Here is a 23,972-nt window from a genome sequence, read left to right as displayed (position 1 = left end):
CACCCCCCGTTCGGGGGTGGTGAGACTCACGTCACTGATTACACGATGTGACAGAGCCACCCGGCAATGGTTCGGCGGCACCGGCCGGAGCGTGCGGAGGCGAACGACCGAGCGAGCAGGAGGACGGATGACGACGGCGACGGAGCTCTTTCGCAGTGCGCGGGACTTCCTGCTGGAGCATCGCGAGGACTACGCCACGGCATACGCCGGCTTCGAGTGGCCCCGACCCGAGTACTTCAACTGGGCGCTGGACTGGTTCGACGTCATCGCCGAGGGGAACGACCGCACCGCCCTGCACATCGTCGAGGAGGACGGCACCGAGACCCGCCTCACCTTCGCCGAGATGGCCGAGCGCTCCAACCGCGTCGCCAACTGGCTGCGCGACCGCGGCGTCGCCGCCGAGGACCGCGTCCTCGTCATGCTCGGCAACCAGGTCGAACTGTGGGAGACCGCGCTCGCCGCGATGAAGCTGCGCGCCGTCGTCATCCCCGCCACCCCGCTGCTCGGCCCCGCCGACCTGCGCGACCGCGTCGAACGGGGCCGTGTCAGGCATGTGATCGTGCGCGCCGAGGACACCGCGAAGTTCGCCGACGTCCCCGGCTCCTACACCCGGATCTCGGTCGGCGGCCCGTCGCAGGAGGGCCGGGATCCGGAGGGCCGGGATCCGGAGGGCTGGGAGCCGTACGAGGCCGCCCGCACCGCCCCCGCCGCGTTCGTGCCCGACGGCCCCACCCGCGCCGACGACCCGCTGATGCTCTACTTCACCTCGGGCACCACCGCCCGCCCCAAACTGGTCGAGCACACCCACAGCACCTACCCGATCGGGCACCTGGCCACCATGTACTGGATCGGCCTCAAGCCGGGTGACGTGCACCTGAACATCTCCTCGCCCGGCTGGGCCAAGCACGCCTGGTCGAACCTGTTCGCCCCGTGGAACGCCGAGGCGACCGTCTTCGTCCACAACTACAGCCGCTTCGACGCGGCCCGGCTGATGGCCGAGATGGACCGCGCGGGCGTCACCACCTTCTGCGCCCCGCCGACCGTGTGGCGCATGCTCATCCAGGCCGACCTGACCCAGCTGCGCACCCCGCCGCGCGAGGCCGTGGCCGCCGGCGAGCCGCTGAACCCCGAGGTCATCGAGCAGGTCCGGCGGGCCTGGGGCGTGACCATCCGGGACGGCTTCGGGCAGACCGAGACCGCCGTGCAGATCGCCAACACCCCCGGCCAGCCGCTGAAGACCGGCTCCATGGGACGGCCCAGCCCCGGCTACCGCGTCGAACTCCTCGACCCCGTCTCCGGCGCGCCCGGCGCGGACGAGGGCGAGGTCGCGCTCGACCTGTCCGCGCGCCCGGTCGGCCTGATGGCCGGCTACCACGGCGACCCGGACCGCACGGCGGAGGTGATGGCCGGCGGCTACTACCGCACCGGGGACGTCGCCTCGCGGGACGCGGACGGATACCTGACGTACATCGGCCGGTCCGACGACGTCTTCAAGGCCTCCGACTACAAGATCAGCCCCTTCGAGCTGGAGAGCGCCCTGCTGGAGCACGAGGCGGTCGCCGAGGCGGCCGTCGTGCCCGCGCCGGACCCGCTGCGGCTGGCGGTGCCGAAGGCGTACGTCGTCCTCGCCGAGGGCTGGGAGCCGGGCCCCGACACCGCGAAGGTCCTCTTCGAGCACTCCCGGGAGACCCTCGCCCCCTACAAGCGCATCCGCCGGCTGGAGTTCGGCGATCTGCCCAAGACCGTCTCCGGCAAGATCCGCCGGATCGAGCTGCGCGAGGCCACCGCCCGAGGCTCGCAGAACGAGTACCGCGAGGAGGACTTCCGATGAGCGACCTGTCCTACACCCACGGGACCGGCGACGTCCCGCTGCTGGGCGACACCATCGGCGCCAACCTCGACCGGGCCGTCGCGGTGTTCGGCGACCGTGAGGCGCTGGTCGACGTACCGTCCGGACGCCGCTGGACCTACGCCGAGTTCGGTGCCGCGGTCGACGAGGTGGCGCGCGGACTGCTCGCCAAGGGCGTGGCCAAGGGCGACCGGGTGGGGATCTGGGCGGTCAACTGTCCCGAGTGGGTGCTCGTCCAGTACGCCACCGCACGCATCGGCGCGATCATGGTGAACATCAACCCCGCCTACCGCGCCCACGAGCTGGAGTACGTGCTGAGACAGGCCGGCATCTCGGTGCTGATCGCCTCGCAGACCCACAAGAGCAGCGACTACCGGGTGCTGGTCGAACAGGTGCGGGGCGCCTGCCCGGACCTGCGGGAGACGATCTACATCGGCGACGCGTCCTGGGAGGCGCTGACGACGGCGGGGAAGGAGATAACGGACGATCAACTCGCCGCCGCTCAGGCGGATTTGACCTGCGACGACCCCATCAACATCCAGTACACCTCGGGCACGACGGGCTTCCCCAAGGGCGCCACGCTCTCCCACCACAACATCCTCAACAACGGCTACTGGGTGGGCCGTACGATCGGCTACACCGAGCAGGACCGCATCTGCATCCCCGTGCCGTTCTATCACTGCTTCGGCATGGTGATGGGGAACCTCGCCGCCACCTCGCACGGCGCGTGCATGGTCATCCCGGCGCCGTCCTTCGAACCCAGGGCGACGCTGGAGGCGGTGCAGCAGGAGCGCTGCACCTCGCTGTACGGGGTGCCGACGATGTTCATCGCCGAGCTGAACCTCCCCGACTTCGCGTCGTACGACCTCTCCTCCCTGCGCACCGGCATCATGGCGGGCTCGCCCTGCCCGGTGGAGGTGATGAAACGGGTCATCACCGAGATGCACATGGAGGAGGTCTCCATCTGCTACGGCATGACCGAGACGTCCCCGGTCTCCCTGCAGACCCGCATGGACGACGACCTCGAGCACCGCACCGCCACCGTCGGCCGGGTGCTGCCGCACATCGAGGTGAAGATCGTCGACCCGGCCACCGGAGTGACCCAACCCCGCGGCACGGCAGGCGAGTTGTGCACCCGCGGCTACAGCGTGATGCTCGGCTACTGGAACGAGCCCGACAAGACCGCCGAGGCCATCGACCGGGGCCGCTGGATGCACACGGGCGACCTGGCGGTGATGCGCGAGGACGGCTACGTCGAGATCGTCGGCCGCATCAAGGACATGATCATCCGCGGCGGCGAGAACATCTACCCGCGTGAGATCGAGGAGTTCCTCTACGGCCACCCGAAGATCCGCGACGTCCAGGTCGTCGGCGTACCGCACGAGACGTACGGTGAGGAGGTCCTGGCCTGCGTCATCCCGCGGGACCCGGCAGACCCGCCGAGCCTGGAGGAGCTGCGGGCCTTCTGCACGGACCGGCTGGCCCACTACAAGATCCCGAGCCGGCTGGAGATCCTGGACTCCTTCCCGATGACGGTCTCCGGCAAGGTCCGCAAGGTCGAACTCCGCGAGCGGTACAGCGCATGAGCGCCTGCCCTTGAACCCTCCGGACGCTTCCGGGCGCCCCCGGAGGCCGAGGAGCGCACCCGCGCCCCCGACCCCGCCCTCCCGTCGTCCGTACCCGACGGGAGGGCACACCCACGACCACCGAAGACGGCGCCTTGGCCCCACCTGCCCGGGACCGTCGGCCGAATCGACGCAGGAAGCCGCCACCGGGACACCGGAACGCTTGACTGAACGGGGGGCAGAAAGGGGCGGTAGGAGAAGGGTGCACGGGAGTGGGAACGCCGTGGGCGGTCTACAACGACTGGTGGCTGCGCCAGCACCAGCGGCGGGTCGACAAGCGCAAGGCCCGGGAGTTCGAGGAACGAACAGGCCACCGGGACTGGGGCGACGACTCCTTCGGCACGGCACCGGTCCAGCTCGACCTCGATGTCGGCCCGTACACGGACGCCCGCCGCCTTTCCACCGCAGGACGTGCCGGTTCAGGCCTGCCGGGGGAGGAGACGTCGGCCTGGTGCGGAGTCAATTCAGAACAAACAGCGGACGGTGGAGTGGGGGCAACTCTAGGATCAAGCCTTCGGCCAGGCCTTCATGACAGAGAAGTGAGGGGTGTTATGTTCTTTTTGCCGGACTCGGTGAAACTGGTGAAAGTCATGGGGTCTGTGCCGTAAACCCGCAGGTCATGCAGTCTGCTCCCCGCGCATGCGGGGATGGCCCCCACCCGCAGATCAACACCGATGCCGAGGTGATCTGCTCCCCGCGCATGCGGGGATGGCCCCCATTGCGCGCGCAATGGGTTAGCGGATACTGCTGCTCCCCGCGCATGCGGGGATGGCCCCAGAAATATAGGTTGAAGACGTAGTGATGGAGGCTGCTCCCCGCGCATGCGGGGATGGCCCCCGGGCGTTGCGGTACACCTGGCTGTCGCCGTGCTGCTCCCCGCGCATGCGGGGATGGCCCCGGTCGTCCGCCGCGTCGAGGTGTTCGACGCCTCTGCTCCCCGCGCATGCGGGGATGGCCCCTCGGTGACGGTCTTGTCCCGGCGCTTCATCACCTGCTCCCCGCGCATGCGGGGATGGCCCCTCGACACGGCCCACCGAATCGGCGGGAACCTTCTGCTCCTCGCACCCGCGGGGATGTCCCCTGATCGAACGCGATGCCTGCGATCGTCACGACCTGCTTCCCATACCCGCGGGGATGAACCCTGGTATGTCTGCAGGGTCAATTAGGAGTTCGAGGAAGCCAGCTGTTGGGCCAAGGGGGTAACCATCATCCTTCGCTCGGTCTACGTACGCCCGTCGTAGGCCGCGAAGAAGACCCAGTTTGACAAGGTGTCATGCACAGCTACCTCAGAGGGTTTGCGCCGTCAGCAATTGTGCAAGTAGCAGAAGTTGTAGGCCTGCGCCCACGGTCAGTTCTTCCGCCGGTACGGGCCTGCACGGCAGGATCACCCCCATGAGGATTCTGGTCATGGGCGGAACGTGGTTCCTGGGCAAGCACATTGCGGAGAACGCGCTGGCGAGAGGGTGGGAGGTCACCACCTTCAACCGCGGGCACTCCGGCCGCGACGTGGACGGCGTGAAGCCGGTTCACGGCGACCGCACGAACCATGACGACCTCAATCGCTTGGCAACGCATGGGCCGTGGGATGTCGTGATCGACACATCGAGCTCCGACTTCGCGCCGCGCGATGTCCTGGCGGCCGCGACCAGGCTACGCCCGGTTGCCCGCCGCTGGGTGCACATCTCCACCGTGTCCGTTTATCAGGGATGGCCGCATCAGCCACTCACCGATGCTTCCCCGCTGCTCGACTGCCCGGCGGACGCTGACGAGTCGTTCGGGTACACAGGAGTCGACGGCTCCCCCACCACGTACGGCTTCCAGAAGGCCGGCGGGGAACGTGCAGTGGCGCAGGCATTCGGAGACGCTGCGGTGTTTCTGCGGCCTGGGGTGGTCCTTGGCCCGGGTGAGTACGTGGGTCGGCTGCCCTGGTGGCTGGAGCGAGCCAAGCGGGGCGGCCGTATCCTCGCCCCAGCGCCCGCCGAGCAGCGGATCCAGCCCGTTGACGTGCGCGACGTGGCCCACTTCGCCCTTGACCAGGCTGTCAGCTCTGAACACGGCGGCTTCAACATCACCCATCCCGACGGCATCACGTTCCGCGGCTTTCTGGAAGCCTGCCTGAGTGAGACGGGCGGTGCCGGTGCCCCAGTCTGGGTCGATCCCTCGATCCTGGTTGAGCAGGGTGTGAAGCAGTGGACAGAGTTGCCCCTGTGGCGCACTCACGCAGGGGTGTGGGCCGTCGATTCCAGCCGCGCCGTGGCGGCGGGGCTGCGGTGCCGACCGATCACCGACACGATCCGGGACACGTGGCGGTGGTGGGTAGAGGGCGGGCGTCCCGTGAATCACCCGCGGTGGGCGGAACACGGGATCGCACCGGAGAAGGAAGCGAAGATCCTCGCCTCGCTGTGATGCTGTGATCAGCCCTCGATGGCAAGGAGGCCCACGTGCGGGCCGATGCGGTGCGGCGGAGAGACCCGGTTGAATTCCTCAATCTGGTCCCGCAGCGACGCGGCCACCGCCGCTCCGTGGTAGACGGGGCGTGCCAAGTACCGGGCGATGCGGGCCGTCCTGACGATGATCCCCGTCTGCCGGTGTTCTGCCGGCACTTCCCACACCGGGGTCAGGGCATCAGTTGCGCCGTCCACATCGTCGGCCAGAAGCCGGGCGTAGGCGAGATCTGCGGCCGCGCCCGCCCGCACGTGAGCCGACTGGGCTTTCTGCGGCCGCTGCGCAAGGAGATCCAGGGCGCGCTGGGCGTTTGCTTCGGCCCGCTCTGCATCTCCGATGAGCAGTGCGGTCGTGCTGGTGGACAGCGCCAGCCGCTCCGAGGGGAAGGCGAATTCTCCACCCACCCCATCGTGAAGGTCGTCGTACCGGTCCTGACCTTGCTCTGCGGAAATCTGGATTGCACGCCGGGCCGATACAGCGTCGCCGAGATGGGCGTGCGCGCGGGCCATGATGGCTTGCAGGCGCCGTTTGGCCATATCTCCAAGACCGCCGTAGGACAGGGCGCGGGTGGCCTTTGCCACGGCCTCGCTTGCGTTTCCGGTGTGGTAGGCGATGTAGGCCAAGGTGCCATCGGCGTATGCCTGGAGCGGCGTGAACCGCGCAGCCTCGCCGAACACCGCAGCGGCGCGGGCGAGGCTGCGTGCGGGCTGGAAATAGCCCAGGTTGAACGCGGCGACGGACAGCAGAGCTGCGGCTTGTCCGTTCAAGATCATCAGCTCTTGCTGTTGGACGGGAATTTGTGTGCGGTCTCGCTGACGCTCGATCGCCACACGGAGCCGGTCGGTGGCTTCATAGGCCTGCGCCGGTGACATGAGGTGGTATCCCTGGGCCACAGCCTGCACCTGGTCGCGCAGTTCGTCGATGGTGTTGTCGGAGATGGACGCCGAAGCGGTCACGTCAGCGCCCGAGAGGGCCTCTTCTGCGGTCATGCAAACACGCTCTTTCAGGTTGTACACGGGTGCCTGAGGATCGCCCTTCGGCGGCGGCCCGAACAACTGCTCGGCTGTGTACTGAGGCCAGATCGCCTCAAGAATCTGGCAGGCCTCGGGGCTGGGCAGCGTTTGTAACTTGCCGCCTGTCCACCGCCGGAACTGCGTTTCACCGCATGTCGGGTTTTTGGGGCTGTTCCCGAAGAGCCGCACACCGTGCGTGGTGAACTTCTGATTGAACCGGCGGTATGAGATGCCTTCCCGAGCGCACAGCCACGCAAGCAATGTCCTCGGTTCATTTCTCATTCCCGCCCCCAGTCTGCGGTATCACAATCGTCCGGCTTGTGAGCCGATCCCTTCCTCGGAAAGGGATACCTCCACCGCTTCGCCCGACAACATCGCGTGAACAGAAGCCACTTCAAAGCTACCCCGAGGCCATGCGATCGCCCGGAAGTGTCGAAGAGGCCATGTCGCAGGCTATGGCGGGGCCATGTGGGACGGGTGAACCCTGATCGTCGCCCCTTGCTGGGCGTGCACGTAAGCACAAACCAGGGAGTTGCGCCCATGCCCCGTCACACCGGATCCAGTCTGTTGGAGGCTCTGCAGTCGGCCGCTGACACCGCCCTGCCGAGCTTCGGCATGGTGATCCGTTCGGAGCCGTCGAGTGTGGAAACCGTGCGGCGCGTCACCCGGGCATGGGTCCGTTGCCACTGCCGGCTCCGCGGCGATCAGGTGGACGCCTTTTTGATCGTGGTGTCGGAACTGTGCACGAACGCAGTACTGCACGGGCAGTGCGACGAATTCGACGTGCGCGGCTGGATGTCGACGGCAGGCGAACTGCGCTTCGAGGTGCATGACAGGACACCCTCAGCGATCCCGAAGCCGCAGCACCCGGACGCCGAGGCAGAGAACGGGCGGGGTCTGCTCTTGGTGGACTGCCTCGTTGCGGAGCTGGGTGGCCGCTGGGGATTCACCGAGGACGGCACGTGCGCGTGGTGCACCCTCGTTCTGCCTGTGGAGGGTCGGTGACCACTGGTGAGCTGCCGGGCACCTGCGCCGCATGGCCCAGTTCCTTCGACGAGCCATGCGAATCACTGAGCGCCGTCAAGTTCCTCGAGGAGGAGACGTGGTAGCCCTTCCGTCCTCCTGCAGCCAGCCACCCAGACCGAAAGTGAAGCCCTTTTCTGTGCCCCCTGCAAGCGAACCGCGCCTGATCCCCTACATCACTCAGCGCAAAGGAGAAGAGGCCGCGCCGGACAACCTCATGATCTGTTTACACGCCTCTGGACCCCGTTTGTACTACCGCGACGAGGACCCACGGGACCGACCCATGCAGAACGTGCTCTGGGCGCGTTGTGGGTTCAATCCCGTGGACCGGCACGGCATGCCGACAGGCGAACCGCAGTGGAAGCTCATGCATCCCTACCGGCAGATGATGACGATGCGGACCCTGCGATGCCAGGTCTGCTCCGGGCCTGCGCGGACCCCCCTCGGGTTCATCTTTCTGGCCGGACCGAAGGACGAGGACCCGGCACGGCCAACGATCTGCACCAACCAGCCGCCCGTGTGTCCCAAGCATGTGCGGGCTTCCGCAGTGCTCTGTCCGCATCTGGAGAAGAACCCCATGGTTTTTCTCGCCCGGAGCGCTCCTCTGTTCGGAGTCCACGGCGTCATCTACGGCCTCGACGCAGACAACCAGGTGCGCGTCGTCGCGCGGCCGGACCACGCACTGCCCTTTGACCATCCCAACATTCCCACCGTGCTCGCTTCACAGCTCATCCGACGGCTCAGCTCCTTCCAGGTCATGGATCCGGACGAGGTACAGCGTGAGCTGTCCGCCGCCGCATAGCCCCCGGCACAGGCCGAACACCCAACTCGTGCTTCCTCACAGCCAGGCGCCGCCCCGCGCCGGTCTCAAGGAAGTCACCTGACGAAGGAGAGACAGCATGACAATCGCTCCCGAGGCTCCGACCCGTCCGGCGGTGCCGAAGTTCCTCGAGCTGGAGATCACCGGCAAGTGTCAATTCACCTGCCCGTCGCTGTGCTACGCCAAGGCCGGCCCTACCGGGGGACACGGCAGCATGACCACCGACGACTGGAAGCGGCTCATCACCGAGGCCGCCGCGATCGGGGTGAGGAAAGTGCAGTTCATCGGTGGTGAGCCGACCATGCACCCGGACTTCAGCCACCTGGTGCACCACGCTCTGGCCAGCGGGCTCGACGTGCAGGTCTACAGCAACCTGTATCGCGTGAAGCCGGAGCACTGGGAGCTGTTCGAGCACCCGAAGGTGTCCCTGGCAACCTCGTACTACAGCGATGTGGCCGAGGAACACGAGCGGGTGACCGGCCGGAAGGGCTCGCACGCCGCGACCCGAGCGAACATCGTCCAGGCCCTGCGGCGCGGCATCCCTCTGCAGGTGGGCATCGTCGAGGTGTTCGAGGGACAGCGCACGGCACAGGCTCGCGAGGAGCTGCTCGACCTTGGTGTCCGCACGGTGAACGTCGACCGGGTTCGCAGCGTCGGTCGCGGTCAGGTGCATGTCCCCAGCACCAAGGACCTGTGCGGTCGCTGCGCGGACGGTCGGGCCGCGATCATGACCGACGGCACGGTCACGCCGTGCGTACTGGGCCGTTTCCTCGAGACAGGGAACGCGAAGACGGACGGGCTCGCCGCGGTATTCAACGGGAAGCGCTGGGCGGACACCGCGGCGAGTATCCTACGGCCGCTCGCGCCGACGGCCGGCTGCACCCCGGCGGATTCCAATGACTGCGACCCGGCAAACACGGAAGCCTGTGACCCTGCTTACTAGGACGAGAGGAGCAGAGGCACGATGAAGTGGCTACCGCATGCTCGGCGTCTGGCGCACCAAGTCGTCCGTCCGGAGTCCCGCTGGCACGACGCCGTGGCCCGTGTGCCCCGGCACCAGTTCGTACCCCGTTGGTGGGAACAGGAGGGCCACGGCTGGGTGCTGCGCACCGGTCCGGACGATCCCGACGCCTGGCTGGAGGCGGCCTACAGCGACCAGTCACTGGTCACCCAGGTCGACACCCACCACGCCGACAGAGCCGACACCGGTGACGTCCTGGCCGACGGCACGCCGACATCGTCGTCGACGCTTCCCAGCCTTGTCGTGCGGATGTACCGGCATGCGATGATCGGCGACGGTCACCAGCTCCTCGTCACCACGGGCACGGGCTACGGCACCGCCCTGGCATGCGCACGGCTCGGCGAGGAGCACGTCACGAGCATCGACATCGACGAGCACTTGGTGAAGCTCGCTGCAGACCGGCTCGCGCTGCTCGGTGAACACCCGCGCATGGAGGTCTGCGACATCACTGGGCCACTGCCCGGAGAGTACGACCGCATCGTCGCCACCGTGTCGGTTCGGCCCATACCGGTTTCCTGGCTCAAGACACTCCGCACAGGTGGCCGGTTCGTGACCACGATCTCCGGCACCGGTCTGATTCTCACCGCGGACAAGACCGCGGACGGCGGCGCCGTGGGCCGGATCGAGTGGGACCGGGCGGGGTTCATGCCCACCCGGCATGGCGACAGCTACGACAGCCCCGCGGACGACATTTGGAAGGGAGCCGCCCAGGACGAGGGAGAGGAGATCTTCACCAGCCGGTACCCGCTGCTGTACCCGCCCGACGCGTGGGATGTCATGTCGATGCTCGAGCTGCAGCTTCCCGGCATTCAGTACCGCAAGACACAGGACGGCGACACCCGCACGGTCTGGCTGCTCTACCCCGACGGCTCATGGGCCCGCGCCACTGCAACGGGGTTTCTCGAGTCGCCGGTCGTACATCAGAGCGGTCCCCGGCGGCTGTGGTCGGACCTGGAACGCATTCGCAACCGGCTCAACCGGGAGGGTGCCCTACCCGTCTACGGCGCCCGGGTCACCATCACCCCGGACGGCACGACCACCCTCACCCGCGGAGCCTGGAAGGCCACGTTGTAGTCACCTGGTCCGTTTCCTGCTGCGCCCCGAGTTTGCCCAGCTCGGGGGCAGCATGTTGATACTGCAACAGGTCGCGAAATCACAGTCGTTGACGTTCCACCAGTGAAGAGCAGCGAAGAGGGGTGCGCCTTGCGTCAACCCCGCGGCGCTCCGGATGGAACGGTGACTGTCGTATGAGACGGCGCTGCACAGCTACTTGGCCGCATTCGGTCTGGTCTTCGGCTGCTTCGACTTCGCCCTGACCGGCGACGGCGATGCGGCGGAGGACTGGGTGTTCATCGAGTGCAATCCCAACGGCCAGTGGGGCTGGATGCCTGACGCCCAGCGGATGGCCGAGGCGTTCGCCGACATCCTGAGCACGAGCACGAAAGGAGGCGGAGCGCGATGATGCCCGCCGACCCGGACACCGACGCCGAGCGGCTGCGTGAGGCGATGGCGAAGGACCTCGCCGAGGACGGCTTCCTTACCGATCCCGGTTGGCGGGCAGCTGTGGAGACGGTGCCCCGGCACAGGTTCGTACCGGGCTTCTACCTGCCCGCCGGCGAACGCAACGGGCAGGGCCTGACGGTGTGGGAGCCGGTCACCGCCGAGACCGACTACGGCCGGTGGCTGGCCGCCGCGTACTCCGACACAACGCTCATCACGCAGTTCGACGGTGACGAGCCGGACTGGAAGAACCCCCGAGTACGGCACGGCGGGGCACCCACCTCGTCGTCCACGTTGCCGTCGCTCGTCGTCCGGATGTGGGCCGACGCCGACGTGCAGGAAGGGCACACGGTGCTGGAGATCGGCACCGGCACCGGTTACTCCACCGCACTGGCCTGCGAGCGTCTTGGGTCGGCCGACGTCACCTCGATCGAGGTCGACCCGCACCGGCTGGAGCAGGCGGCCAACGCCCTGTACTCCTGCGGGTACACCCCCACCCTGGCGGTGGCGGACGGCCTGTACGGCTACTGGCCGGAGTCGCCCTTCGACCGGATCGTGGCCGCCTGCTCCTTCCGTGCCGTCCCGCCCGCCCTGCTTGGCCAGACCCGGCCGGGCGGAAAGATCCTGCTCACCCTCTCAGGGTGGCTCTACGGGTACGCCCGCGTCCTGCTCACCGTCGGCGAGGACGGCACCGCGGAAGGCCAACTGCTGGGCGGTACGGTGTCTTTCATGTCCGCCCGCACCCACGCGGCACCGGCATTTGGCAACCCCGCCCACTGGGCCGCAGGACTCTCAAAGACGGGCCGGGCAGCTCGGCACTCCCCGGAGCGGATCACAGCCGCGAGCGAGGAAGCATTCCATTTGCGGTTCCTTGCCCAGTGCGCCGTGCCGGACGTGCAGATGACCACGGTGGGCGAGGTAGTGCACCTGATCGACGTCGTCTCCGGCTCCGCCGCCACCCTCACCCTTGTCGAAGGCCGGTGGGAAGTACGCGAGGGCGGGCCTGTGCGGGTGTGGGAGCGGATCGAGCGTGTGCTGTCCGCATACGACGAGGCGGGCCGACCGGGGCCGGAGACGTTCACGCTGCATGTCTACGACGGCGGACAGCATCTGCGGCACCCGCACCTGCCAGACCTGCCGCTACCGAGACCCTGACAGGCACACGACTCCAGGTGTCCGGCCAGCTCGGCAGCGACCAGGCACCGTGCGGTGGACAGCAGGGCCTGGTTCATCCACCGCAGGACGTCCCGGTCCTGTGACTTGCCGGGAGGAGACGTCGGCCCGGTGCGGAGTCATTCGGAACAAACAGCAGACGTCGGAACAGGGACGACTCTAGGATCAAGCCTTCGGTCAGGCCTTTATGACAGAGAGGCGAGGGGCGTGGTGTCCTTTTTGCCGGACTCGATGAAAGTGGTGAAAACCATGGGACCTGCGCCGTAAACCCGCAGGTCACGCAGTCTGCTCCCCGCACCCGCGGGGATGGCCCAGACCCGCACCCCCGCCCCGCCCGAGCCCGACACTGCTCCCCGCACCCGCGGGGATGGCCCCGCGTCGGCGCGGTGCAGGTCCAGTGCGCGGCTCTGCTCCCCGCACCCGCGGGGATGGCCCCCCCTCCCGGCCCACGACACCGGTGAGGAAGTACTGCTCCCCGCACCCGCGGGGATGGCCCCCCCGCCCACATGGAGTAGGACGCCCACACGATCTGCTCCCCGCACCCGCGGGGATGGCCCCTGGTTCCGGCCGCTCGCAGCTTGGCCGGGACCCTGCTCCCCGCACCCGCGGGGATGGCCCCGGCTCGGTCGCCAGCGCCCTTTCCTCCCAGCCCTGCTCCCCGCACCCGCGGGGATGGCCCCGACATCACCATCAGATCCCTGCCCAGACATCGCTGCTCCCCGCACCCGCGGGGATGGCCCCTTTTAGGGCGCAAGTCAAGGTGTTTGCGCAGGCTGCTCCCCGCACCCGCGGGGATGGCCCCGTGGTCGGTGTTGAACTGGCGGACGGCCGCGACTGCTCCCCGCACCCGCGGGGATGGCCCCCGCTCGCCATCATCGCCCTCGGCACGGATGGCCTGCTCCCCGCACCCGCGGGGATGGCCCCTCGATGGTCCGGATCTGGGTGGCTGTGTACTCCTGCTCCCCGCACCCGCGGGGATGGCCCCCCGGCACGTCGAAGTCGGCGAACTTCAGCTCCCTGCTCCCCGCACCCGCGGGGATGGCCCCCGGCCGGCCCCGCACCCCTCACGCGGGGCCGGCCTGCTCCCCGCACCCGCGGGGATGGCCCCGTCGTGCAGGTCGAATTGGACGGCACCTGCGACTGCTCCCCGCACCCGCGGGGATGGCCCCGGCGGCCTCGTCGCCACGCTGCAGTCGCGTCTCTGCTCCCCGCACCCGCGGGGATGGCCCCTGGCACCCCTCAGAGATGATCGCGATCCACGGCTGCTCCCCGCACCCGCGGGGATGGCCCCGTCCTCATCCATGAGATTCGCGACGTCCGCGACTGCTCCCCGCACCCGCGGGGATGGCCCCTCGGTCCAGGACATCCCGGATGAGCCGTATGGCTGCTCCCCGCACCCGCGGGGATGGCCCCCCGCTCGAGGACCGCATCGTCACCGCGGCGATCTGCTCCCCGCACCCGCGGGGATGGCCCCGGGCACGGGGCGGAGATCGCCGCGCAGACCGACTGCTCCCCGCACCCGCGGGGATGGCCCCATCGGGTCCCCCCTACGCAGCGGCGTCGAGCCCTGCTCCCCGCACCCGCGGGGATGGTCCCGTGCCCGTATCCGCCCTTCTGGCCAAGCCGAACTGCTCCCCGCACCCGCGGGGATGGTCCCAAGAAGATGGAGACGATCCCCCTTGACACGATCTGCTCCCCGCACCTGCGGGGATGACCCCGACGCGCGGTTTCACGCGCCCCGTCGACCCGGGGCGCATCCCTTGCGGAGCTTGCGCTCATGCGCCGTGGGTGTGCAGGGTGTCGGCTGCTTCGTTCACGGGCTGGGGGATGCCCGCGCGGTCCAGTACGAACAGGGGGATCCCCAGTTCGTCGGCGCGGGCGCGGGCGTCCTCGCCGTACCCCGCGAGGGAGAAATAGACGCACCTCGCCGACTCGGTCATCGCGGTCAGCCACAGACACTCCACGTCCCGCAGGGAGGCCGGCCGTGCCGCGGGGTCCACCTGGGCCACCAGTCCCCGCGCCGCCAGCCCGACCCCGGACGGCGGTCGCTGATCGGCTCGCCGGATCCCTTCGTAGCCGAGCCATCGCAGATACGCCACGGCAGCGGTGACGGCATCCCGCGCGGTACGGACGGGCACCCCCTGAAACGCGCGCCGCTTCGGCTCGTCCGCCTCGGGAGCGTGTCCGTCCTCGGCCCGGTCCCTCGGCGGTCCGGTCGGCGGAAGGCGGTCGTGCGGGGGGTCGGTGGCCGGGATGGTGGCTGGGGTTGCGGCCGGTGCAGCGGCGGTGGTCGACGGGGCGGGCGGCCGTAACACCTCTCCGCAGGAGCAGAAGCGGTCCGGCGCGGTGTAGACGTACGTGCGGTGGCAGGCCGGGCAGCGCAGGGGGATGCCCTCGGGCATGAACCCACTCCAGGTCGTCGCAGGGGATGACGGTCGGGGGAATGGTTCCATGGTGCTCCGGTTTGCCCCGTCTGTCCGGAGGTTCGGCCACCGACCGGCCTGTTCTTGCCGCTTCTTGACGCCTTCCGTCCCTCTGCTTGCCCTTCCTGTCCCTCTCGTTCTCCTTGCTCGTTCTCCTTGCTTCTCTCGTTCTTCTCTCGTTCTTCTCGCCCTTGCGCAGGCGCGCGGGCGCCGCTCCTCGGATCCGGCGGGCGGACGTCCGCTCAGAGGTCCTCCTCCGACAGGCCCGGCCAGTCCTCGGGGCCGCCGCCCTGCCACTCGATCAGGTCGTTCTCCTCCACCTCGGCGCGGTCCAGGTCGGCCAGCCGGAGAATCTCGACGACGTCGTCCAGGTGGGACGCGAGCCCGAGGAGCACGTCGCCCTCGGTCACCCGCCGGGAACCGTCCAGGGTCGGCGCGTGCACCACGATGTGCGGATGCTTCGTGGGGTTGTCCATGCCCTCAGCCTCCTGCGCACCGCCCCGGTCCGCACCCCGAGCGCACTGTCCTGATCCGCACCCCGGAGCGGCCCGTGCAAGCGGCTTGTGTCCCGGGGCTGCCCGCGGACCTGCCCTTTTCCGCCGCTCGCCGAATGGAACCCGTTCTTCGGCACCGCCTATTGACACCTCTTCGACGCCCTCACCATGATGATACTACGTAGTATGACGGGAGTGAGATGAACTTCGAAGGTCAGGTCGCGGTCGTGACCGGAGCGGGCGGAGGACTGGGGCGGGCCCACGCCCTGGCCCTGGCCGAGCGGGGCGTCAAGGTGGTCGTGAACGACATGGGGACGCCGTACGGCGTCTCGACCGACCGGAGCCCGGCGGCGCAGGTCGCGGCCGAGATACATGCCGCCGGCGGCGAGGCGTTCGCCTACCTCTGCGACGTCACCGACAGGGACGCCGTCGAGAAGATGATCGACGAGACCATCGCGCGGTGGGGCCGCGTCGACATCCTCATCAACAACGCCGGGATCCTGCGCGACAAGTCCTTCGCGAAGATCCGGCTGGACGACTTCCGCCACGTCATGGACGTGCACCTGATGGGCTCGGTCCACTGCACGAAGGCGGTGTGGCCGCACATGGTGGCACAGGGCTACGGCAGAGTGCTGATGACCACCTCCGCGTCGGGCATCTACGGGAACTTCGGCCAGTCCAACTACGGTGCCGCGAAGGCCGGTCTGGTCGGGCTGATGAACGTGCTGGCGATCGAGGGCGAGCGCAAGGGCATCCGCGTCAACGCCCTCGCGCCGACCGCCGCCACCCGGATGACCGAGGGGCTGATCGACGAGCGGATCGTCGGGATGCTCACCCCCGAGTCGATCACTGCGGGAGCCCTGTTCCTCGTCAGCGAGCAGGCACCCACCAAGACGATCCTCGCCGCCGGTGCAGGTGTCTTCGCCGTCGCCCGGATGCAGGAGTCCGCCGGGGTGTATCTGCCCGAGGACCAGCGTTCGCCCGAGGCCGTCGCCGCACGCTGGTCGGAGATCAGCGACATGAGCGATCCCGTGGTCACGGCGTCCGCGTTCGACCAGACGAAGCGGTACGCGGCGCTGGCCGGTGCCGAGCCGGGAGCGGTGTCATGAGAGAGGCAGTCGTCGTCTCCACCGCCCGCACACCGATCGGCAAGGCCTTCCGCGGCTCGTTCAACGACACATCGGGCCAGGAGCTGGCCGCCCACGCGATCACCGCCGCGCTGGAACGGGCCGGACTCGACGGACCGGAGGTCGAGGACGTCGTGTTCGGCTGCGCGATGCAGGAGGGGACGACGGGCACGAACGTCGCCCGGCAGGGAGCGCTGCGCGCCGGCCTGCCCGTGTCGGTTCCCGGGATGACGATGGACCGGCAGTGCGCGTCGGGCCTGATGGCGATCGCGACCGCGGCGAAGCAGATCGTCGTCGACGGGATGGACATCGTGGTCGGCGGCGGAGTCGAGTCGATCTCCCTGGTCCAGAACGAGCACAGGAACACGTACCGGGCCGTCGACCCATGGCTCGAGCGGAAGAAGCCGTCGCTCTACATGTCCATGTTGGAGACGGCGGAGGTCGTGGCGGAACGGTACGGCATCAGCCGTGACGTCCAGGACGAGTTCGCCCTGCTGTCCCAGCAGCGGGCCGCCGCCGCCCAGCAGGCAGGGCTCTTCAAGGAGGAGATCGCCGCGTTCTCCGGTCGGCGCCTGGTCCGCGACGGGGCGGACGGCCCCGTGGTCTCCCGTGAATTCACTCTGGAGCAGGACGAGGGAAACCGTCCCTCGACCACACTCGAGGCGCTGTCCCGCCTCAAACCCGTACTCCCCGACGGCACGGCGTCCAGGATCTCCACCGTGACCGCCGGCAATGCGTCCCAGCTCTCCGACGGCGCCTCGGCCGCAGTGCTGATGGAGGCACGCGAGGCAGCCAGGCGCGGGCTCACCCCCCTCGGTGCCTATCGGGGGATCGCCGTCGCCGGCTGTGAGCCGGACGAAATGGGGATCGGCCCCGTCCACGCGGTACCGAAGCTGCTCGCCGCCCATGGACTGTCCGTCGACGACATCGACCTGTGGGAGCTCAACGAGGCGTTCGCGTCGCAGGCCGTCCACTGCCGCGACCGCCTGGGCATCGATCCCGCCAGGCTCAACGTCAACGGGGGCGCCATCGCACTCGGGCACCCCTACGGCATGACGGGAGCACGCCTCGTCGGCCACGCCCTGCTCGAGGGCCGCCGGCGCGGTGCCCGATACGCCGTCGTCACCATGTGCGTCGGCGGAGGCATGGGCGCCGCCGGCCTCTTCGAGATCTTCTGACAAGAGCTCCTGACAAGAGCTCCTGACAGGAACTTCTGACAAGAGCTTCTGACAGGCACTTCCGACAGGACGAGCGCCCCCGGTCTGTCCGAGCAGCGCGGGCGCAGTCTCCGTACCCGGGCGACGTCCCGCCGCCACGTCGGGTCCGAGCCACGTACTTCTTAACCCCTCGTAACCCCTGAACCCCTCGTATCCCCTGAGCACCTCGTATCCCCAGGGAAGGACTCCCGATGGCTGTTGATTCGGTTTCTTCGGCGGCGGACACGCTGCACGCGCGCGCCACGCGGAAAGCCATGATCCGGCTGCTCCCGGTCATTCTCGCCGCCTACTTCATGTCCTACATCGACCGCACCAACGTCGCGCTCGCCAAGACCCAGCTGGAGGCCGACGTCGGCATCAGCGTCACGGCCTACGGGCTGGGCGCGGGAATCTTCTTCGTCAGCTACGCCTTCCTGGAAGTGCCCAGCAGTCTGCTGATGCACAGAGTCGGGCCAAGACGGTGGATCGCGAGAATCGCCCTCACCTGGGGCGCGCTCTCCGCGGCCATGATGTTCGTCCAGGGCGAGTGGTCGTTCTATGTGCTGCGCTTCTTCCTCGGGGCGGCCGAGGCCGGCCTCTACCCGACCCTGATGTACATGGTCACGCTGTGGTTCTCCCAGAAGCACCGCGCCACCATCGTCGGACTCATCTACCTGGCCCCGACCGTCGCCCTGATCATCGGCAATCCGATGGGCGGTGCGCTGATGGAGCTCGACGGCGCTCTGGGGCTGCACGGGTGGCAGTGGATGTTCCTGATCGAGGGCGTCGTGACCATGCTCGTCGGTGTCCTCGTCTGGTTCATCCTTCCGGGAACCCCCGAAGAGGCCGCATGGCTGACCGCGGAGGAAGCCGGAATCCTCTCCGAACGGGCGGTCGGTGACGGGCCGGCGGTCGAGCACCGCATTCGGGGCAACCTGAAGAAGGCCTTCGCCCGCCCCTTCATCGTCATCGTCGCGCTGATCTACCTGCTCAACCAGATCACGAACGTCGGCATCGTCTTCAACATGCCCTCGATCGTCGAGGCTCTGGACATCAACGGGGCCTTCCTCATCGGCCTGGTGTCGGGAAGCTCGGGCATCGGCGCCACCATCGGAGTGCTTCTCGTCCCGGTCGTGCACCGCCGTTTCTCCCACGAGACAGCCCTCATCGGGATCCTGGCGGCCGCGACGGCGGTCACGGCGGTCGTCTTCGTGCTCTCCTCGTCCCCGGCGGTCCAGATCCTGCTGATCGCCGTGTCCATGGTCTTCGTCTTCGGCACCCTGCCGCTGTTCTGGTCCGTGGCCATGGCCAGGATGTCGGGCGTGGTCGCCGCCGCCGGGCTCGCGTTCATCAACACGATCGGACTCCTGGGCGGGTTCCTCGGCCCGTACGCCTTCGGGCTGGCCGAGGACGCGACCGGAGACCCCGGCGCGGGGCTCTACGTCGTCATCGCCGCCTCCGTCCTCGGTGTCCTCCTCACTCCTCTGCTGGCGGGCGCGGTCCGGAAGGAGGACGCGGCCGAGGCCGGAACCTCCGTCTCGCCTCAGCCGCGCGCCCCCGAACGACTGAACGACTGAACGGCTGAAGGAAACGCACATGCACGGCCTCATGCAAGACCGTCCTCTGTCGCTGCCGATGCTCATGGACGGCCTGGAGAACAGGTTCAGCCGCAAGCACGTCACCACGACCCAGCTGAACGGCACCGTGTCCGCGTCGTACGGCGACGTGGCCGAGCGCATCCGGCGCCTCGCCGGTGTGCTGGACCGGCTGGACGTTCCCGCCGGCGCCCGGGTGGGGACCTTCGGATGGAACTCGCAGCGCCACCTCGAGCTGTACATGGCCGTTCCCTGCACGGGCCGCGTCCTGCACACGCTCAATCACCGGCTCTTCACGGAGGACCTCGCCTACATCGTCGACGACGCCGCCGACGACGTGCTGTTCGTCGACCGTTCGCTCCTGGACGTGGTGCGCCCCCTGCTCGACACCTGTCCGAGCGTGCGCCATGTGATCGTGATGGACGACGGCTCACCGGCACAGCCGCCGTCCGACCCCCGGGTGCACGACTACGAGTTCCTCCTGGCCGCCGCCCGGCCGGTCGAGAGGTTCAGGATCGACGACGAACGCACCGCCGCCGCCCTGTGCTACACCTCGGGGACGACGGGCCGCCCCAAGGGAGTCCTCTACGACCACCGTTCGATCGTCCTGCACGCGATGACCCTGCTGATGGCGGACACCTTCGCCATCGGCGAGAACGACACCGTGATGCCGATCGTTCCCATGTTCCACGTCAACGCCTGGGGCCTTCCCTACGCCGCGCTGATGTCGGGAGCGAACCTGGTCATGCCCGGCCCGGTGACGGCACCGGAGCGTCTGGTCCGGAGCATGGAGACGCACAAGGTCACCTTCGCCGCCGCGGTGGCCACGGTCTGGCGCGGGATGCTGCCCCATGTCGAGGGCGCCGACCTGAGCGCGCTCCGACGCGCCGTCAGCGGCGGGGGCGGGCTGCCCGTGTCCCTGTCCCGGGCCTTCCACGACAAGACCGGGCTGCCGCTGACGAGCTCGTGGGGCATGACCGAGACCAGCCCCCTGGTCTGCAGCGCGAGGATCCCCAGCGAACAGGCTCCCTCCCTGACCGAGGACGACCGCATCACGGCACTGGCGGATCCCGGGCCTCCCACGGTGCTGTGCTCGCTGCGCCTGGTCGCCGAGGACGGTTCCCTCGCTCCCCACGACGGCAGGCACAGGGGCGAGTTGCAGGTCGCCGGGCCGACGGTCGCAGCCGCCTATTTCGGCAGCCGTGCCGACGCTTCGGCGTTCACCGAGGACGGCTGGCTGCGGACCGGGGACGTGGCCACCATCGACCCACGGGGAGTCGTGCGCATCGTCGACCGGATCAAGGACCTCATCAAGTCCGGCGGGGAGTGGATCTCGTCGGTCGAACTCGAGAACGAGATCATGGCGATGCCCGACGTCCTGGAGGCCGCGGTCATCGCGGTGCCGGACGAGAAGTGGGGAGAGCGGCCGCTCGCCTGTGTCGTGCCGGTACCGGAGTCCGGGCTCACCGCCGAGAGCGTCCGCCGGCATCTGTCCGGGCGTGTGGCCAAGTGGTGGATCCCCGAGAGGGTGGTCCTGCTGGACCGGCTCCCCAAGACGGCGTCCGGCAAATTCGCGAAAGCCGCACTGCGCAGATCGATGACCGGTGCGAAGAGCTGATCGTGAAAAGCCGACCGGCGGCCGTGTCCCTTGGACGGGGAGCGCGTGTCCCTCGGACGGGGAGCGTCAGCGCGCCGGATCGGCGATCAGCCCTCCGACCACGATGTCCACGATCTCGCGGGCGAGCTGCTGCAGCTCCTCCTGCGACTGTCCCTCGATCCGGTGGAACCACATGTCGACGGCATTGAGGCTGCACAGAAGGGTCCGGGCGGCCAGTTTCGCGTTCACCGGGCGGAGGCTGCCGTCCTCGATGCCGTCCTGCACGACCCGGAGGAAAAGGTCCTCGTATGCGGCCCGCAGACCGTTGAGCTCGTCCAGTGCCTTCCGCTGACGCGGTTTCAGTGCGGTCGACGACTGTTCACGGACCCCGAGGTGGACCACATGGTGGTACGCGAGATTCGTCATGAGGTTCACCACGTGCTGGGTCGACATCGCGATCAGTCTCTCGCGGCCGGTCCCAGGGGTGTGGGCCAGGGGCTCCACCTGCTCACGGACGGTCCGCATGCCGTGCTCGTACGCGGCCAGGAAAATGTCGAACTTCGAACGGAAGTGATAGTAGATCAGCCCTTTGGTGGCGCCGACGCTTTCGGCGATGTCGTCGATGGCGACACGGAAGCCGTGTTCCATGAAGGCCTCGGCGGCCGCATCCAGAATGCGACGCTTGGCGTCGTCGGCCTCGATGCCTTCTGTGACTGCCATCCGGATCCTTCTCTCGTGCGGTGCCGTCTCCGCCACCATGCCGTCCAGTACGCCCTGGGAAAGCGCGCCCTGCGAAAGCAAGGCGCTCCCCCCTGATGATACTCCCCAGTATTTCAGGCGGGGGTCGCGGAGCGAGCGGTGACCTGCCCGTCGGCCCGATGACGTGGCGGAGTCCTTCACGGCTGTGCCGTCTCCGCTGTCTGCGCTGTCCGTGCTGTCCGCCGGGAAACTCCGTCCGCATCCCCAGGAAGCGTTTTCAGGGAGCGTCTTCCGGTGTGCCGGGCAGGCGGGCCGTCGGGGCCGGACGGATGAAGCCTCGGGGCGCACTGTGGGGCGTGACGTCGGGGACGGAGCGCGGTGTGCCCTTCCCCTTCCGTGAGCACCGGCGGGTCCGGGTCGCCCCTGACGGGTGAGGCGGCTGGTGCGGTCCTCGGATGGGATGCACCCATGAAGCACTGGCGGGCCCTGATCGTCCTCGGCACGGCCCAGTTCCTGATGGTGCTGGACACCTCCGTCATGAACGTGTCCATCAGCCGCCTGGTCGACGACTTCGACACGGACGTCACCGCCATTCAGGCCGTCATCACCCTGTACGCCCTGGTCATGGCGGCATTCATGATCATCGGTGGCAAGTGCGGCGACATCCTCGGCCGGCGCCGCCTGTTCGTGGCCGGCCTGGTCGTCTACGGCACCGGATCCGCCCTGACCGCTGCCGCACCCGCCCTGTGGGTCCTGACGCTGGGCTGGTCGATCATCGAGGGAATCGGCGCGGCCATGGTCCTGCCGGCCATGGCGGCGCTCGTCGCCGAGTCCTACCGGGGGCCGGACCGGGCCGTCGCCTACGGGGTGATCGGCGGACTCGCCGGCGCGGGAATCGCGGTGGGGCCGCTGCTCGGTGGCTGGGTGACGACCTACCTCACCTGGCGGCTCGTCTTCGCCGGTGAGGTCGTGCTGGTCGTGGCGCTGCTCGTCTGTCACCGGGTGGTCGCCGAGTCCCCCCGGAGCGGGCCGCGGCCCGGCCTGGACGGTGTGGGCGCCGCCCTCTCCGCGACCGGCCTGGGCCTGTGCGTGCTCGGCGTGCTGCAGAGCACCACCTGGGGGTGGGTGCGGCCCCAGAGCCCGCCCTTCACCGTCCTCGGCTTCGCACCGACGCTGTTCGTCGTCGCCGCCGGGATCGCCGTGCTGAACGGGTTCTGCGCCTGGGAGCACCGGCGTGCCGGGCGCGGCGACGACCCGCTGGTCCATCTGTCCCTGCTGGGCAGGCCCGCGCTGCGCTCGGGACTGTCGGTGCTGCTGAGCCAGAACCTGATCCTGCTGGGACTGTTCTTCACCATCCCGCTCTACCTGCAGGTGGTGCAGGGCTTCGACGCCTTCCAGACGGGGCTGCGTCTGGTGCCCGTCTCCGTCACCATGCTGCTGGCGTCCACGGTCGCCTCCCGGCTCGGGCGGGTGGCAGGCCCGCGTCGTGTGGTCCGGGCCGCTCTGCTGTGCCTGACGGCGGCCGTCGTATGGCTCCTGGCCGCCGTCAAGCCGGTCATCGACGACGCCCAGTTCGCCGGAGCCATGGCTCTCCTGGGCGTGGGCATGGGCCTGCTCGCCTCGCAACTGGGCAACGTCGTGCAGTCCAGCGCCGGTGAGGAGGAACGCAGCGAGGTCGGAGGGCTGCAGTTCACGGCGCAGAACCTGGGCTCCGCGCTGGGGACCGCGCTCATCGGTTCGATCCTCATCGGCGCCCTGGCCCATGCCTTCACCACTCATGTGGAGCAGGACCCCCGACTGTCGGACGAGGCGCGCAGGCAGACGAGCATCGCTCTCGAGTCCGGGGTCAGCTTCGTCTCCACGCAGCAGGTGCACTCGGCGGCCGAGCGGGCCGGCCTGCCCCCGTCCGAGGTCGAGGCCGTCACGAACTCCTACGCGTCGGCGCAGCTCGACGGTCTCAAGGCGGCCATTCTGGCGACCGGAGGGATCACCCTGGCCAGTTTCGCGGTCACCGGGCACCTGCCGGGCGGGTCGCACAGCCGCCGGGGCTCGCAGCGGACCGTGGCCGCGGCCGACGCGGCCGACCGGGCGCAGTGAGCGGTGAGGTTCCGTCATGTCCGGCACCGGCAGTCCCCCGGACGCGGGCGGTATCGCCGAACGGCGGGCTCATACCGACCACACCGACGGGGTGTACGGATCGATGCTCGCCGCCTCCGTGGTGGCCGGCGTCGGCACACCGGGCTCCTTCCCGCGCATCGAGTGGCCCATCGTCAAGGCGGCCGTACCACCGGCCGGCTCGGACGGACGATCGCGGATGAGGCGATCGCGGACAGGGGGACACGCCTGTCCTCTGTCCTCTGTCCTCGAGCAGT

18 protein-coding genes, 1 pseudogene and 2 CRISPR repeat arrays are annotated in these 23,972 nt (G+C 68.9%); of the genes and pseudogenes, 15 read left to right on the top strand and 4 right to left on the bottom strand.

Translation table 11 applies throughout. The annotated features are described in order from the left end of the window. Positions 1 to 127: 127 nt before the first annotated feature. From ABD224_RS13400 to ABD224_RS13390, 3 genes are all read left to right on the top strand, one after another. Positions 128 to 1,831 carry an AMP-binding protein gene (locus ABD224_RS13400; RefSeq protein WP_344049723.1) on the top strand — a complete coding sequence of 568 codons (1,704 nt, stop codon included), beginning with the start codon at positions 128 to 130 and terminating at the stop codon, positions 1,829 to 1,831. After that, on the top strand, positions 1,828 to 3,435 hold the full coding sequence (locus ABD224_RS13395; protein WP_344049721.1) for an AMP-binding protein: 1,608 nt from the start codon (positions 1,828 to 1,830) through the stop codon (positions 3,433 to 3,435). Before ABD224_RS13400 ends, ABD224_RS13395 begins: the two co-directional genes overlap by 4 nt. A gap of 665 nt (positions 3,436 to 4,100) precedes the next feature. After that, positions 4,101 to 4,555: a CRISPR direct-repeat array (repeat unit 29 nt; unit sequence CTGCTCCCCGCGCATGCGGGGATGGCCCC). Positions 4,556 to 4,866: 311 nt separating this feature from the next. Then, positions 4,867 to 5,880: an NAD-dependent epimerase/dehydratase family protein gene (locus ABD224_RS13390; protein WP_344049720.1), complete on the top strand. Its 1,014-nt coding sequence runs from the start codon at positions 4,867 to 4,869 to the stop codon at positions 5,878 to 5,880. Positions 5,881 to 5,888: 8 nt separating this feature from the next. Here the strand turns inward: ABD224_RS13390 and ABD224_RS13385 are convergent, their stop codons facing one another. Beyond that, a complete protein-coding gene (locus tag ABD224_RS13385) occupies positions 5,889 to 7,193 on the bottom strand; it encodes a DNA-binding protein (protein ID WP_344049719.1) in 1,305 nt (434 codons plus the stop codon). A 279-nt stretch (positions 7,194 to 7,472) separates the two neighbouring features. On the opposite strand from ABD224_RS13385, the gene ABD224_RS13380 reads away from it, so the two are divergent. The 6 genes from ABD224_RS13380 (at position 7,473) to tgmC (ending at position 12,451) form a co-directional block, all read left to right on the top strand. Beyond that, positions 7,473 to 7,937 (top strand): ATP-binding protein, encoded by a 465-nt coding sequence (locus ABD224_RS13380; protein WP_344049718.1) that lies wholly within the window; start codon positions 7,473 to 7,475, stop codon positions 7,935 to 7,937. 301 nt (positions 7,938 to 8,238) lie between these two features. Beyond that, a complete protein-coding gene (locus ABD224_RS13375) occupies positions 8,239 to 8,757 on the top strand; it encodes a hypothetical protein (protein ID WP_344049717.1) in 519 nt (172 codons plus the stop codon). 133 nt (positions 8,758 to 8,890) lie between these two features. Next, positions 8,891 to 9,718, top strand: a complete 828-nt coding sequence (locus tag ABD224_RS13370; RefSeq protein ID WP_344049716.1) for a radical SAM/SPASM domain-containing protein — start codon at positions 8,891 to 8,893, stop codon at positions 9,716 to 9,718. Positions 9,719 to 9,739: 21 nt separating this feature from the next. After that, entirely contained in the window at positions 9,740 to 10,870 is a 1,131-nt protein-coding gene (locus tag ABD224_RS13365; protein WP_344049714.1) for a protein-L-isoaspartate O-methyltransferase family protein, read from the top strand. A 196-nt stretch (positions 10,871 to 11,066) separates the two neighbouring features. Further along, a complete protein-coding gene (locus tag ABD224_RS13360; protein WP_425580973.1) occupies positions 11,067 to 11,258 on the top strand; it encodes a hypothetical protein in 192 nt (63 codons plus the stop codon). Next, positions 11,255 to 12,451 (top strand): ATP-grasp peptide maturase system methyltransferase, encoded by a 1,197-nt coding sequence (tgmC, locus tag ABD224_RS13355; protein WP_344049713.1) that lies wholly within the window; start codon positions 11,255 to 11,257, stop codon positions 12,449 to 12,451. Before ABD224_RS13360 ends, tgmC begins: the two co-directional genes overlap by 4 nt. 303 nt (positions 12,452 to 12,754) lie before the next feature. Then, positions 12,755 to 14,187: direct repeats of the CRISPR family, unit length 29 nt; unit sequence CTGCTCCCCGCACCCGCGGGGATGGCCCC. Positions 14,188 to 14,244: 57 nt separating this feature from the next. Here the strand turns inward: tgmC and ABD224_RS13350 are convergent. Next, positions 14,245 to 14,871 (bottom strand): hypothetical protein, encoded by a 627-nt coding sequence (locus ABD224_RS13350; RefSeq protein ID WP_344049712.1) that lies wholly within the window; start codon positions 14,869 to 14,871, stop codon positions 14,245 to 14,247. 263 nt (positions 14,872 to 15,134) lie between these two features. Next, positions 15,135 to 15,368, bottom strand: a complete 234-nt coding sequence (locus ABD224_RS13345; protein ID WP_344049711.1) for a hypothetical protein — start codon at positions 15,366 to 15,368, stop codon at positions 15,135 to 15,137. A gap of 218 nt (positions 15,369 to 15,586) precedes the next feature. Here ABD224_RS13345 and ABD224_RS13340 point away from each other — a divergent pair, with 218 nt between their 5' ends. The 4 genes from ABD224_RS13340 (at position 15,587) to ABD224_RS13325 (ending at position 20,922) form a co-directional block, all read left to right on the top strand. Then, positions 15,587 to 16,495, top strand: a complete 909-nt coding sequence (locus ABD224_RS13340; RefSeq protein ID WP_344049710.1) for an SDR family NAD(P)-dependent oxidoreductase — start codon at positions 15,587 to 15,589, stop codon at positions 16,493 to 16,495. Further along, a complete protein-coding gene (locus ABD224_RS13335) occupies positions 16,492 to 17,691 on the top strand; it encodes an acetyl-CoA C-acyltransferase (protein WP_344049709.1) in 1,200 nt (399 codons plus the stop codon). The genes ABD224_RS13340 and ABD224_RS13335 overlap by 4 nt, the downstream gene beginning before the upstream one ends. A 230-nt stretch (positions 17,692 to 17,921) precedes the next feature. After that, positions 17,922 to 19,286 (top strand): MFS transporter, encoded by a 1,365-nt coding sequence (locus ABD224_RS13330; RefSeq protein ID WP_344049708.1) that lies wholly within the window; start codon positions 17,922 to 17,924, stop codon positions 19,284 to 19,286. 31 nt (positions 19,287 to 19,317) lie between these two features. Beyond that, positions 19,318 to 20,922 (top strand): long-chain fatty acid--CoA ligase, encoded by a 1,605-nt coding sequence (locus ABD224_RS13325; protein WP_344049707.1) that lies wholly within the window; start codon positions 19,318 to 19,320, stop codon positions 20,920 to 20,922. A 66-nt stretch (positions 20,923 to 20,988) separates the two neighbouring features. On the opposite strand, the gene ABD224_RS13320 is transcribed toward ABD224_RS13325, so the two are convergent. Further along, positions 20,989 to 21,621, bottom strand: coding sequence for a TetR family transcriptional regulator (locus tag ABD224_RS13320; protein WP_344049706.1), 633 nt, complete (start codon positions 21,619 to 21,621; stop codon positions 20,989 to 20,991). A 447-nt stretch (positions 21,622 to 22,068) separates the two neighbouring features. Between ABD224_RS13320 and ABD224_RS13315 the strand changes: the two genes are divergently transcribed. Next, positions 22,069 to 23,697 carry an MFS transporter gene (locus ABD224_RS13315; RefSeq protein WP_344049705.1) on the top strand — a complete coding sequence of 543 codons (1,629 nt, stop codon included), beginning with the start codon at positions 22,069 to 22,071 and terminating at the stop codon, positions 23,695 to 23,697. A 16-nt stretch (positions 23,698 to 23,713) separates the two neighbouring features. Then, positions 23,714 to 23,893: pseudogene (locus ABD224_RS13310) on the top strand (hypothetical protein); the annotation flags it as partial. Positions 23,894 to 23,972: the final 79 nt, after the last annotated feature.

This window comes from Streptomyces thermoalcalitolerans, assembly GCF_039525155.1.
Classification (GTDB): domain Bacteria; phylum Actinomycetota; class Actinomycetes; order Streptomycetales; family Streptomycetaceae; genus Streptomyces; species Streptomyces thermovulgaris.
This window is presented reverse-complemented; position numbering and strand designations above follow the sequence as displayed.

What these genes read in the sequence shown, in the direction of transcription:
- ABD224_RS13400 (WP_344049723.1), top strand. Translation starts at nt 128, where the DNA reads ATGACGACGGCGACGGAGCTCTTTCGCAGTGCGCGGGACTTCCTGCTG.
- ABD224_RS13395 (WP_344049721.1), top strand. Translation starts at nt 1,828, where the DNA reads ATGAGCGACCTGTCCTACACCCACGGGACCGGCGACGTCCCGCTGCTG.
- ABD224_RS13390 (WP_344049720.1), top strand. Translation starts at nt 4,867, where the DNA reads ATGAGGATTCTGGTCATGGGCGGAACGTGGTTCCTGGGCAAGCACATT.
- ABD224_RS13380 (WP_344049718.1), top strand. Translation starts at nt 7,473, where the DNA reads ATGCCCCGTCACACCGGATCCAGTCTGTTGGAGGCTCTGCAGTCGGCC.
- ABD224_RS13375 (WP_344049717.1), top strand. Translation starts at nt 8,239, where the DNA reads ATGCAGAACGTGCTCTGGGCGCGTTGTGGGTTCAATCCCGTGGACCGG.
- ABD224_RS13365 (WP_344049714.1), top strand. Translation starts at nt 9,740, where the DNA reads ATGAAGTGGCTACCGCATGCTCGGCGTCTGGCGCACCAAGTCGTCCGT.
- tgmC (WP_344049713.1), top strand. Translation starts at nt 11,255, where the DNA reads ATGATGCCCGCCGACCCGGACACCGACGCCGAGCGGCTGCGTGAGGCG.
- ABD224_RS13350 (WP_344049712.1), bottom strand. Translation starts at nt 14,871, where the DNA reads ATGCCCGAGGGCATCCCCCTGCGCTGCCCGGCCTGCCACCGCACGTAC.
- ABD224_RS13345 (WP_344049711.1), bottom strand. Translation starts at nt 15,368, where the DNA reads ATGGACAACCCCACGAAGCATCCGCACATCGTGGTGCACGCGCCGACC.
- ABD224_RS13340 (WP_344049710.1), top strand. Translation starts at nt 15,587, where the DNA reads ATGAACTTCGAAGGTCAGGTCGCGGTCGTGACCGGAGCGGGCGGAGGA.
- ABD224_RS13335 (WP_344049709.1), top strand. Translation starts at nt 16,492, where the DNA reads ATGAGAGAGGCAGTCGTCGTCTCCACCGCCCGCACACCGATCGGCAAG.
- ABD224_RS13330 (WP_344049708.1), top strand. Translation starts at nt 17,922, where the DNA reads ATGGCTGTTGATTCGGTTTCTTCGGCGGCGGACACGCTGCACGCGCGC.
- ABD224_RS13325 (WP_344049707.1), top strand. Translation starts at nt 19,318, where the DNA reads ATGCAAGACCGTCCTCTGTCGCTGCCGATGCTCATGGACGGCCTGGAG.
- ABD224_RS13320 (WP_344049706.1), bottom strand. Translation starts at nt 21,621, where the DNA reads ATGGCAGTCACAGAAGGCATCGAGGCCGACGACGCCAAGCGTCGCATT.
- ABD224_RS13315 (WP_344049705.1), top strand. Translation starts at nt 22,069, where the DNA reads ATGAAGCACTGGCGGGCCCTGATCGTCCTCGGCACGGCCCAGTTCCTG.